Origin of the sequence: Comamonas sp. Z3, from assembly GCF_008121565.1 — a bacterium.
Taxonomy (GTDB): Bacteria; Pseudomonadota; Gammaproteobacteria; order Burkholderiales; family Burkholderiaceae_C; genus Comamonas; species Comamonas brasiliensis.
The window spans coordinates 234,668-246,668 of record NZ_VOQU01000007.1 but is presented as its reverse complement, the minus strand read 5'-3'; the positions used below and the strand labels follow the sequence as shown (position 1 = coordinate 246,668).

At 58.7% G+C, this 12,001-nt stretch carries 10 protein-coding genes; 8 read left to right on the top strand and 2 right to left on the bottom strand.

Annotated elements, in window-relative coordinates; all coding sequences use genetic code 11:
* The first annotated feature begins 44 nt into the window (after window positions 1-44).
* The 6 genes from FSY59_RS20840 to FSY59_RS20815 all read left to right on the top strand — a co-directional run bounded on the left by FSY59_RS20840 (window position 45) and on the right by FSY59_RS20815 (window position 7,143).
* Window positions 45-494, top strand: coding sequence for an SRPBCC family protein (locus FSY59_RS20840; protein WP_148729586.1), 450 nt, complete (start codon window positions 45-47; stop codon window positions 492-494).
* Between the two features lie 413 nt (window positions 495-907).
* Entirely contained in the window at window positions 908-1,390 is a 483-nt protein-coding gene (locus FSY59_RS20835) for a GreA/GreB family elongation factor (protein ID WP_148729585.1), read from the top strand.
* A 436-nt stretch (window positions 1,391-1,826) separates the two neighbouring features.
* Complete coding sequence (locus FSY59_RS20830) at window positions 1,827-2,324, top strand: RNA polymerase sigma factor (RefSeq protein WP_029158488.1); 498 nt, start codon at window positions 1,827-1,829, stop codon at window positions 2,322-2,324.
* An 80-nt stretch (window positions 2,325-2,404) separates the two neighbouring features.
* Entirely contained in the window at window positions 2,405-3,562 is a 1,158-nt protein-coding gene (locus tag FSY59_RS20825; RefSeq protein ID WP_148729584.1) for a FecR family protein, read from the top strand.
* Window positions 3,563-3,691: 129 nt separating this feature from the next.
* Window positions 3,692-6,106: a TonB-dependent receptor gene (locus tag FSY59_RS20820; RefSeq protein WP_148729583.1), complete on the top strand. Its 2,415-nt coding sequence runs from the start codon at window positions 3,692-3,694 to the stop codon at window positions 6,104-6,106.
* A 581-nt stretch (window positions 6,107-6,687) separates the two neighbouring features.
* Complete coding sequence (locus tag FSY59_RS20815; protein WP_255439620.1) at window positions 6,688-7,143, top strand: DUF4198 domain-containing protein; 456 nt, start codon at window positions 6,688-6,690, stop codon at window positions 7,141-7,143.
* A gap of 288 nt (window positions 7,144-7,431) precedes the next feature.
* On the opposite strand, the gene FSY59_RS20810 is transcribed toward FSY59_RS20815, so the two are convergent.
* Both FSY59_RS20810 and FSY59_RS20800 read right to left on the bottom strand, forming a co-directional pair.
* Window positions 7,432-9,078, bottom strand: coding sequence for an S-layer protein (locus FSY59_RS20810; protein WP_148729581.1), 1,647 nt, complete (start codon window positions 9,076-9,078; stop codon window positions 7,432-7,434).
* A gap of 279 nt (window positions 9,079-9,357) precedes the next feature.
* Window positions 9,358-9,840: an ATP-binding protein gene (locus tag FSY59_RS20800; RefSeq protein WP_148729580.1), complete on the bottom strand. Its 483-nt coding sequence runs from the start codon at window positions 9,838-9,840 to the stop codon at window positions 9,358-9,360.
* 410 nt (window positions 9,841-10,250) lie between these two features.
* On the opposite strand from FSY59_RS20800, the gene FSY59_RS20795 reads away from it, so the two are divergent.
* Together FSY59_RS20795 and FSY59_RS20790 are read left to right on the top strand one after the other, a co-directional pair.
* Window positions 10,251-10,787, top strand: coding sequence for a sigma-70 family RNA polymerase sigma factor (locus tag FSY59_RS20795; RefSeq protein WP_050874342.1), 537 nt, complete (start codon window positions 10,251-10,253; stop codon window positions 10,785-10,787).
* 27 nt (window positions 10,788-10,814) lie between these two features.
* Window positions 10,815-11,885 (top strand): FecR domain-containing protein, encoded by a 1,071-nt coding sequence (locus FSY59_RS20790; protein WP_148729579.1) that lies wholly within the window; start codon window positions 10,815-10,817, stop codon window positions 11,883-11,885.
* Window positions 11,886-12,001 lie beyond the last annotated feature (116 nt).

The following is a 12,001-nucleotide window of genomic DNA, read 5'->3' as shown; positions in this document are numbered from 1 at the left end:
GTGATGAGGGCTAAGCTTGCTGGCCTCTATCTCAGGAGTCTCGCATGCCACAGACCATTCGACTGCACCGTGTGATCAAAGCTCCGCCCGAACGCGTCTACCGGGCCTTCACGACTCCCGAGGCCATGGTCAAGTGGCTGCCTCCGCATGGTTTCGCGGCGCAGGTGCATGAATTTGACGCACGCGTGGGCGGTCGCTACCGCATGAGCTTCATCAATTTTTCCACCAACAGCAAAAACAGCTTTGGCGGTGAGTTTCTGGAGCTGGTGCCGGGCCGGCGCATACGCCATACTGATCGATTCGAGGACGCCAATCTGCCCGGCGAGATGATCACCACCGTCGATCTGAAGGCGGTCTTTTGCGGCACCGAGCTGCATGTGGTGCAGGAAGGCGTTCCCGACATGATTCCCGAGCAGGCCTGCTATCTGGGCTGGCAGGAATCTCTGCAATTGCTTGCCCTCTTGGTGGAGCCAACCATCCCTGATGGAGCGTGAGTGCGGCCGTGCCTCTGGAAGTGGAATATGGGGCCTCAGGATCATGCCTTGGGGCTCACAACCACAAGCGCCATCTGTTGTCTGCATTGGCAAATTTTCAGCACTGAAAGCGGCGCAAAAAAAAGCCTGCGGCAAGCTGCTTTGCGCCTCGTAGCAAGTGCTGAAAATCGATGCTAGCTATCAATAGTGGAGCTGGTTGCGTATGTCTAGCATTGATTTCAATATCAAATGTATTTGAAATCAATATATAGAAGCGCAGCCAGCTATAAATTTAGAGTCTAAGAGGCCTATGGTGCATTGCGGCTTATCGACCTGTGAATAGGCGCTGACCATAGCCAATGGGAAGCGTCCAGCGGTGAACAGGCCCTTCATAATCGGGGCCCCTCAACTTGTTCGAGATGCCTCTTTTCGCTATGGATAAATTGTTGTTGCAGCAGCAGGTGCTGGAACGGCTCGCGGAGGACCTTCTGCAGGCCGAGAAGGCTGCTATGGCTGCTCATGAAGCGGCGACTCATGAGGAAAACATCGCCGAGAACAAGTACGACACATTGGGTCTCGAAGCTGCCTACCTGGCTACCGGCCAGGCTCGTCGCGCAGAAGCCATCCGCCAGGCGATGGCTGATTGGCGCCAGTTCCGCTCGCAACCTTACGACGCCAGCAAAGGGATTCAGCTCGGCGCGCTGTTCTGTCTGGTGGATTCAGACGACAAGCAACAACAGTTCTTTCTCGGACCGGATGGAGGGAATATGAAGCTGGTCAACGGCGCAGATCCCATTCAGGTCATCAGCAGCAAAGCGCCTTTGGGCAGGGCGGTGCTGGGTAGGAGCGAAGGGGATGAGGTGTCGATACAGATCACTTCAACCCGCCAGCAGTTTGAGGTGCTGTGGGTTCACTAAGCCGCGAGCGAGTTCACGCTGAAATGATCAGCAGTGATTCGTTCCAAGCCGCCTGGCATGGCCCCTGGCGGGGAGGCGGTGGCCAGCAAGCGTTCGACATGCGCGCTGCCTCAGCCTGCGCCTGATTTCGGACTCGCAAGCGAGATGGAGTTTTCGGCCATGGGCTGAATTTCTGCTCATCGGCCCTGACGGCTGTTTCTGGCTACTTGCTGTCGACAGTCGGCACAGACATGCCGGTCAACGCTGGGTCGAATGGGGCCGTGGCTGATCCGTACCTATGACTCGCATCATATTGCATGGATTCATTGAGAATAAGTCGCATTAGCAATCTATAATTTTGCCGTGTAGTTGATTGCAACTCTTTGCGCCAGGGCTCCAAGGCTGTCTTATCGCAGCGCATGTTCGACCTCACTTATTGCTACTGGCTTTTTGGATCGTGCTGACCCGCTACTACAGAGATCTGTTGAATTTCTGCATGCGCAAAGTGAGAGACCGCGATACTGCGGCCGACTTGGCGCAGGAAAGCTATGCCCGTGTGCTTTCCATGCAGCAGAAGGGGCAGGTCATTCTTGAGCCAGGTGCACTGTTGAGACAGGTGGCCTTGCGCGCCAAAATCGATATGGATAGACGGGCTGAGGTGCGCCAGCATCAAAGTATCGATTCCTTGGAGGAGCTGGACCAGCCTGCGAGCCCTCTGCATCTGCAGCCCGAGCATGCCTATGCATCGTCTCAGAGCATTCAAGCGTATCTTGACACTATCGAGGGGCTGCCGCCTCGGTGTCGTGATGCCTTCTGCATGTACATCTTCGATGAGTTGCCCAACAAGGAGATCGCAGAGCGTCTGGGAGTGTCGCTGAGCATGGTGAATCAGTACATCAGCCGTGGAAAACTTGCATGTGCTGCGCGCAGAATGGAACTTGATAATGTCGAGTGATCGCAAATTTGCGTTCGTTTTGCGTAGCTGCTTCGCCGAGGGTGAATTCTTGCCGCGCCCCGCGCATCCCTATCCATAAGATGAGTCACTCTTTTGCATCCCAGCGCAAAGTGCCAGCCTCCTTTGACGAGGCTGAGGAAGCGCGCGAGCTTGCGGATTTTTTCAGTCGACAGAATCCGGTAGAGGTGGCGGCCGTCGAATGGCACTCTCGCTGGGAGCAAGGCTTGAGCGAGAGCGAGCATGAAGCCCTGCGTCAGTGGTTGGCTGAGGATGCGGCACATGACGCGGCATTTCGTCGTCTGGCGCAAGACATGGCGGTGCTGCGTTCTGCTCCTTCCGACATGGTTGCAAAAGCACGGTCCTCGTTCGAGCGCGAAACCATTGCCGGTGGTGGAACTTCTGCGCAGTCTGCCAGTGGGCCTGCGAAACCGAAGGCGATGGAGGGATGGGCGCGCGCCGGCGCTCTGTTGAACTGGATGCAGCCGCGCTCTGCCTTGGTCGCTGCCTGTGGTGCTGCGCTCTTTGCGGCAGGGATTGGATGGCACCAATGGATGCAGCCGACATTCGAGAGCAGCTATGTTGCGCAGAAGGGGCAGCAAAAGCTTGTCACCTTGCCTGATGGCACCGAGCTCGCCATGGACGCCGACACGCAAGCCCAGGTCACCATGTACCGCGACCGCCGAGAGGTGCGGATTGCTGATGGGCAGATCATGTTCTCGGTTGCCGCCGATCCCAAGAAGCCATTCCATGTTCTCGCTGGGCCTGCGCGTGTCACGGTGCTGGGTACACGGTTTTCCGTTCGCTATCGCAACCAGGGGGCCGATGCCGGGGCGGTCAATGTTTCGGTGGAGAAGGGCCATGTACAGGTCGCCAGTTCCTACAGCAGCGCCAACGCGAAGGCTGATCTGCCTGTCGAATTGCTGGCAGGGCAAGGCCTGAGGGTGTCATCGGACGGCGTATTAGGCCAGGTGGCCAGTGTTGCTCCCGGCAGTGTCGCCCTATGGCGCAAGGGCTTGGTGCGTTTTGATAACACCGCCTTGGCGGATGCATTGTTTGAACTGGAGCGCTACGGGTCTACGGGTCTGGAGATTCGCGACCCGGCGGTCGCTGCAATGACCATCGGCGGCAGCTACCAGATTGATAGACCCGGGGAATTTGCGCGCATGCTGAATCAGATCCTGCCTGTGAAGCTGATCAGCGAGCCATCTGGGAAGACCGAAATCGTCAGCGCGCCTTGAGCACTTTCAGGCTCGATGCGGGAATTTCAAATTTTTTCTGACTAGGGGTGTATTTCTGGTGATCTGATGCGTCTTAAAGAGTAGTGAGTCTTATTTTCATTCATTACTTGACGTTCGGAATCCCTCTCCATGCGCTTCACGCAGCCTCATTTTCAGCCCGCTCCTCTTGCTCTGGCCGCAGCCCTGGCCATCCTCTCTCCGGTGATTGCGCAGGCGCAATCCGCTGCCGAGAAGGCACAAAGCATCAGTTTCACGATCACTTCCCAGCCCTTGGGGAGCGCACTTAACGAGCTGGCAGCAGCCTCTGGCACTTCCATTGGGTTTGCTCCCGCGCTGGTAGCCGGCAAGACAGCGCGTCCTGTGCATGGAGCGCTCACGCTCAGGCAGGCGGCGCAGCAGATGCTGGCCGGAAGTGGTCTGGTCGCGGTCCCCCAAGGAGGAGGCCTGGTCATCAAAGCCATCGCGCCAAACGATGACTCCTCATCCCTGGCCACCGTCACTGTGACTGCCCAGCTCGAGAGGGACGGCGTGACCGAGGGTACGGGCAGTTACACCCAGACCGGTCCCAGCAGGACAGCAACGGGACTGAATCTCTCGCTGCGCGAGACACCTCAGTCCGTGACCGTGATGACGCGTCAGCGCATGGATGACTTCAAGCTGGAGACCCTGACCGATGTGATGGAGCAGACACCCGGCATCGCCGTGTACAGGCAGAACAACGCTACCGATTTTCAAGCGCGCGGGGCGAAGGTCAACCTGCAGACCGACGGCATGGCACAACTGAGCAGCGGCTGGTATTACCTGACCAGCACCATGTTTTCGCTCGACGACATGGCGGAGATTGACCGGATCGAGGTCCTCAAAGGTTCATCCGGTCTGGTTGTGGGCAAGGGTGACTACGGCGCCACGGTCAACATGATCCGCAAACGACCGACCCGCGAATTTCAGGCCAGCGTGCGCGCCAATGTGGGGAGTTGGGATACTTATCGAACACAGGCCGATGTGAGCGGCCCACTGAACGAAGCGGGCACGGTTCGGGGGCGTCTGGTTGCCTCCGCCATGGACGCCGGTGGTTTCCGTGACCATGAAAAGAGCCGCAGCAAGATGCTGTTTGGGGCACTTGAAGCGGACATCACCCCTGGCACAGCCCTCAACCTTGGCATGACCTATCGCGAACGCGATGCGCAAGGCATTGGCACCACGCAACCGATCCAGCGATACACGCGCACAGGCGGTGAGGTGGCGTGGTTGCCACGCTCGTTCAACACCGGTGCCCCCTGGGGGGGATATACGCAAAAAGGCCTCAATATCTTCGGCAGCCTGGAGCAAAGACTGGCGGATAACTGGGCCGCCACGCTCAAGTTCTCACATCAGAACGTCTCCATGGACGATATGAAGGCTGGCTACTTCTACGACCAGGACCGCGCAAGCTTTGGTCGATGGCGCAATATGGAGACCGATAACTGGAGCGTCAATCTGGATGTGAAGGGGACATTCGAGCTGTTGGGGCGTTCGCATGAGCTCCTGGCAGGTGCGGGTGTATCGCGTTTTCACAGCAATGTGCAATTGCCGCTGAATGCGTTGAACCTGGTGCCGCTGGGCAATCTCGGCATCAACATGGCACAAGGAGGCGCTGTGCTGCCTCAGCCCGACTTCAGTGTCTTGAACTACGGCAACAACAAGTTCAGTCAGAAGCAGCGTTATGCCTATGCAGCGGGGCGCTTCCGGCTGGCGGATTCTCTGCAAATGATCACGGGGTTGCGCGTTACGCGGTTTGAAGAGCGTGACATCACACCTTACTGGTGGAACTATGACATGAAGGAAAACGGCGTGATCACCCCCTATGCCGGGTTGGTCTACGAGGTGCAGCCGAACATGTCGCTGTACGCAAGCTATGCCAATATTTTCCAGCCGCAAACGGCTCAGGATGCACGGGGTGCAACACTGGCACCGGAACAGGGCAATACCTATGAGATCGGCGCTAAGGGGGAGTTTTTCGACAAGCGCTTGAACGCCAGCATTGCGCATTTCTGGATGAAGACGGAAAACACTGCAGAGGAAAGTGGTGATCTCACTCCTGCAGGCAATACGGCCTATCGTGCGGTCTCTTCTGCCACGCGGCGTGGCTGGGAGCTGGAGTTGGCGGGCGAGCTTGCGCGCGGCTGGCAGGCACAGGGCAGCCTGGTGCAGCAAAGCAGCTCACTCACCAGCGCCAGTCAATATCCCAAATACCAGTTCAAGCTGGGCACGACCTATCGTTTCGAGGCAGGCTTCTTGCGTGGGCTGACTGTGGGAGCCGCCACACGTTGGCAAGGCAAGACGTCTATGAGCAATAGCGCCGCCACTTTGTCGCAGAGGGGTTACGCGGTGCTGGACCTGATGGCGCGCTATCAAGTCGATAAGCACCTGTCGTTCAGCCTGAACGTGAACAATGCACTGGACAAGAAGTACATGGCCGGGCTCACCAACTTTACGGCGGCAGGCTTGTTCTATACCTGGGGTGCTCCGCGCAGCGTCAATGTAGGGATGCGTTATGACTTTTGAACGCCGACATTCAAGGTCATCCAGAGGACGGCCTGAACCAGCTTCGATGGCAGATCAGACGCCAAGGTGAAGCAGGGCCTGGCTGCATATCTGGACCGGACTTCGGGTCGGTTCGGTGCGGTTCTTCATCCGCGTCAACGGAAGCCCAGCGGTTCCCCGCAAGGCGTCACGCGCTGAATGCAGTGCGAACGGCCACGGATGCTGATTGCCATTATCTGAGGCGAGCAGGTAGCAGATGGTGGAAGCAGGGCCTGATCGTCGTAGCCCGCCCAGCCTTTGTGATGTGCTGCTCGACACCGGGTCTGGGTTGCAGGCCGGTGTCGGGCTGGAAGAAATCCAAGCGGCGCCAATAGGCCGAGCGCATTGGATGCAAGTTTGAGGACAAGGATTACCTAGTGCATTTACCTGATGTATTCCATCGAACGGCTCTGTGCCTGTTAAGCAGCAGCGTCCTATGGTGTTCGGCAAAGGCGCAAGCGGAGTATCTCTGGGTGCAGCCCGAAGGGGCGGAGGTCCGTGCCTACGTGGGAGAGCTGCACCGCCCTTTGGAAAAGTGGCCTGCCTTGCTGGAGCCCAGGGCAATGCAAGCGGATGGCAAGGCACTGCCAGTGCAGGCTGCGATCAACCATCTCGTTGTTCCCAAACCCGTCAGCGATCTGCGCTTCACTGCTACCGGGTTCGATGATGGCGTTCTTACCTACTATCAAGCCCGCTACGGTCGCCAGGGCACTCAGGCCCTGAACGACCTGGAGCTGGTTCCGATCCACCCTGATGGAAACACCTTTCGATTGATGTTCAAGGGACGGCCCGTCGCCGCCAGTCAGGTGAATGTCGAAACGGGGGAGGGGTGGCGGCGTTCACTGGCTCCGTCAAAGGACGGTACGGTGAGCTTTACGCCATCCTTCCCTGGCCTGTATGTGCTTGAGGTATCGGCGCGTGTCAATGATGCAGTGGTGACTGTGGGCGCTAGGAAATATCACGATGTGCGCTATACGGCGACGCTCAGCTTTACCGTCCCTCAGCCAGAGGGGCGGTGAGTTGTCCCGCGGTGAAGGCGCACCTCTATCGACTCTGCCAAGAAGCGTAGGCCAGTCATCGCAATAGCTGAGGGGAAAGGACGGCGTCGGCTGCGAAGCTGCCATCGGCACGAATTTCGCGCATGGTTGCGACGGGACTATCGCACCAAGTCAAGACATGCAAAAGGCGGTCACCCGGAATTGCTGCGATTCCCGGGACGGGTGAGGCGCAGCACTCTGCTGCGGCACCAGTTCGTGGAACAAAAATGCCCGGCGGTGAGCCAGGCAGTTCAGGGGAGAGTGCAGAAATTACTGGGCTGCCGTCTTCACAAACACCGGATTCGAATAGAACCACAGGTCGCCGTAGTTGCGTGCATTGATCTTGTTGAAGCGCGCCACATGGTCGGTGCCGTCATCGGTCTTCAGATCGGGCAACGGTTCGCCGTTCGCTGTCTCTCCGGCCACATCGGTGCCCAGGTTGGTGCCGCGCAGGCGGAAGTACTGGTCGCCGGTGGCTTTCACCGTGGTGGTCACGGTGTAGTAGCCCTCGGAGTCAAGCTTCCAGTCCGCACGGGTAAAGCGCTTGAGCACGCGGGTCGATGGGGTGGTGGCTTCATCGTAGCCAGGGGTGCCCGGGGTCTTGCGGCCGGTGACATTGCCCGCGATCAGGTCGATATGGTCCACCACGGGTTTGACGTTGGCATACAGCCCGCTGCCCAGCTGGTATTCGAAATTGTTGCGATCAGGGCTCTTGAAGCGGATGGTGATGCTCAGGTCTTCGCCGCTTTGTGCCGACACTTCAGAGCCCATCTCGCCCGTGGCCTTGGCACTCTTCACCTTGAAGTCCAGCGCATTGATCAGATCGCCATACACGGCAAACAGCTTGCCGGTGCGCAGCGTGGCCAGCAGCGATTGTGGGTCCTTGATATCGCCCCACAGGTAGTTCTTGGCATATTCGCCCGGCGCGTAGCCACTGCTGTATTTGCCTTGCGACGTGGTGAAGTGGTAGTCGGAGTCGGCTACGTTCCAGATACGGCGTCCTTCGGACAGCAGCGCGTCCCAGGTCCCTCCGAGCTTGGCCACCATATAGTCCACGCCGCCATAGGTGCGCGAAGGCAGATTGGCTTCGATGTAGTCGCTGGTGTAGCCTCCGCGGTCCGGCTCCATCTGGTTGCCCACCATGCCTTCGAGGGTAAAGACAATATTGGGGGCCAGATCATTCATCTCACGCAGTTGGGTAATCGTGTATTTGCCAGGGTTGCGAGATGGATGGTTGATCTGCAGATAACTTGTGCTGGGGTAGTTCTGCTTGAGCCAGGCAATCGCGGCCATGGCTTCGGCATGGGTGTTGTAGCCGGTGCCGGCCTTGGGGCCCCAGACCGCCACATCTTCGGGCTTGAACAATGCCGCGTCGCGGTTGGTGAACAGATACTCGAACTGGCTGGCGGCCTTGAGCGCACCTGCCGACATGGGGTTGTCGGTCAAGATGCCGACGTTGCCGTGGTCGTGCGAAGGCATATCCCATTCAAAGGACGAGAAGATCACCTTGTCGGCGTACTTGCCCTGGGCCTGGAGTTCCTTGATGCGCGGCACCTGGAATTTGGCCATGGCTTCCGACATCGGAATCTGCGGATTCAGACGGTTGCCGTCATTGTCCCAACTGCTCAGGCGCAGATGATCGGACAGCGTAGCCCAGTCCAGACCAAAGCGGTCAAAAGCGGAGGCCAGCACTTTGTCCAAGGTGTTTACTTGCTGCGCATCGTCGGACTGCATGGTGTGCACATGCAGGTCACCCGTGGTCCAGCGGCCTTGTACGACCGGTGGCTGGGGCGTGGTGGGGGGAGGATCAGAATCGTCGGAGCCTCCGCATGCCACCAGCACGGCAGTGCTGAGGAAGAGTGTGGCAGCGGCATAGGCAACGCGTTTGGGGGCGAAGCCGGGGGATGCAGTTTTCATGACAGCGAATACAAGGAGGCAAGGCTTTGCGGCCCATCCACATGGCATGTGGATTGGTGAAAAACCGCAGTCTCCGCCTGTGTCGTGACAACCCAATGACAGCGGAGGATCGGAATGCTTCATCCGATCATCGGCAGCTTTCGACTGTGGATTCAACCGATCGATGCAACGCATTCATTGAACATCTCAGCCGGAGTTCTGTACCCCAAGGTCTTCCTGGGCCGCTCGTTGAATTCTCTTGCAATCGCATCCAGCTCCTCCTGCGAGCAGCCCGAGATGTCAATGCCCTTGGGCAGGTCCTGCCTGAGTAGCCCGGTCGTCAGTTGTCTGGAATGGGTTATCGCCCGATGAATTCCTGAGATGCAAACGCTGTTTGCATTCTTCGTCCGGCACATCGAGGAAGTGCAAGTACTGAGACGCTCCCGCTTTCTCAGAAATGCTGCGGTCCCATGCTCTTGCATTGAGGGTGGTGGAAGGGAAGTCCAGCACCACCGGCGTTCCTGACTGCAGAAGAGCAACGATGTGCGCCTCCATTGCAGCTCTCAGTCGTTCCGAGAGCCTTACGTAGTCTGAGATGGAGCGAAGTTCATCGGGATAAAGCCGTGCCAGCCAGACATCCTCACTGAGGATCACCGTATGCGGACGGGATGCGAGCTGTTTGGCAAGTGTGGATTTTCCAGCAGCAATCTTTCCGCAGACGAGGTGCGGCGAGCCCTTGCTGGACTGCTTGGCAGACGCGCTTTCGGCAGGTGTGACGTCCATTCTTTCCATCTCCTTTGCAGTGCCCTGGAGACAGAAAACCCACCTCCAGGGTGGGTTGCTTGGCTATATGGTCGCAAGCTATCCCACCTTCAATCTGAAGATGCCAATAATTCGCTGGGTAACGCAGTAGGCCATTCAAGGATGCCAGCAGATTGGACACGCGTTGCTCTTGCTGCACTGCTCGTGATCAACTTGAGCGTTGAGCGCGCGGCATGCGGGCTGCCGCAGGCATTCGCTGCTTAGCTCGAAAATGAGCTCACTGCTGACAAAGCTGCGGTGGTGGTCGAGCCATGACGCTGATGCCAGGCCTCGTTGCGAAACAAGCAACCGGGCAGGGCCATTGGCCAGGCGGGCTCGCAAAGAGCAATTTGATTAGACGCTAGAATGAGAATAGTTCTCACTATCAAATAATGCCGCGTCATCGCGGTCTACCGTCTGTGACCGCATCTTCCTCTGCTCCTGCTGATCCCGTTCACGCGCTGTACGTTGAACATCATGGCTGGCTACAGCATTGGCTGCGGCGCAAGCTGGGCAATGCCTTCGAGGCATCAGATATTGCTCACGACACCTTTGTCAACGTCATCGTCTCCGGGATGGCGACGCGCATCGAGCAGCCACGGCCTTTCCTGGTCACGGTGGCCAAGAACCTGGTCATTCGTCGCTACCGCCGTCGTGTGCTGGAACAAGCCTATCTGGATGCGGTGGCGCTATTGGCAGAAGATCTGGTGCCACCGCCAGAGGAGCGCTTGATTGCTCTTGAGTCGTTGCAGGCAGTCGATCAAGTACTGGATGCCCTGGCTCCAAAGGCACGCGAAGCATTCTTGCTGGCTCATCTGGAAGGCCTGACTTACTCTGCCATTGCAGAGCGGCTCGGTGTCTCCATGACTTCGGTGAAACGCTATCTGATGCAGGCGCATCGTCAATGCTTTCTCCTGGCGCTTTCCTGATCCCTTGAGCACCGCTTCTGTTTCGTCATGACCAATCGCTCTGCCTGCCGCCTGGCGGCCCCTGCACCGGGCACTGGTGTGCAACTGCGCGCCGGTGGTGCCCCCTTGGATGCTGCCGTTGCCGAAGCTGCCGCAGACTGGTTTACGCGTCTGCATGGCTGCACCGCTACGGCAGCAGAGAAAAAGAGCTGGCGTCAGTGGCATGACGCTCACCCAGACCATGCCCGTGCATGGCAGCATTTGCAGTCCATTACCGGTGCGCTGCACGGTTTGAATGCGGACGGTGTGGGCTATCGAACCTTGCACACTGCACCCACATCCGCGTCACGTCGCCATTTGCTGGGCTTGTTCGTGGGCGTGGGAGCGGCCGCGGGCACAGGCTGGATGGTCACGCGCACACCGCAATGGAAGCAACTGGCGGCGGACTACCGCAGCGGTACCGGCGAACGCCAGCGTCACACATTGCCCGACGGCACGGAGCTGCTGCTGGGTACGCGCAGTGCGGTGGCACTGAACTTCGCACGCCCTGAGCGCCGTGTGCGTTTGCTGCAGGGCGAAGCGCTGTTCACCACCGGTCATCCGCCTGGCGAGCTGGGCGAGTTGCCTTTTGTGGTTGAAACCGCCGAAGGACTTGTACGTGCCATAGGTACGCGTTTTACAGTGCGGCAGAACAGCGGCATGACGCAGGTGGCGGTGTTCGAGGGCGCCGTGGAGATACACCCCGTCGATGCTTCCCCGGGCAGCCCACCTTTGCGACTGGATGCAGGGCAGGTCGTCGTTTTTGAACGCACGCACGCGCATGATCCGGGCGCCGCCGGTGAGCGCGAGCTGGCCTGGAGCCAAGGGCAGTTGTGGGTGGACAACCAGCGCCTTGATGATTTTCTGATCGAGCTGGGACGCTACCGCAGTGGCTGGCTACGCGTAGACCCAGCGGTGGCCGGGCTGCGTTTTTCGGGCGCCTTCCCTCTGGGGGCAGAAGGAGGTGTCGCCAATACCGATGCGGTTCTGGCAATGCTCCCGAGTTCATTGCCGGTGCAGGTGCGCTGGCGCTCACAGTGGTGGGTGAGAGTGGAGGCAGCCCAGGCCAGCGGTCATTGAGGCAACGGTGGTACTGCTTCTTAGCTGTCTTGCCGCCTAGGACTTCGGCCGATTGAGTGCCTGGCTGGGCCGGCCTGTTTCCTGACCTCTTCTGTTAACCCCATCCAGAAGCGGCT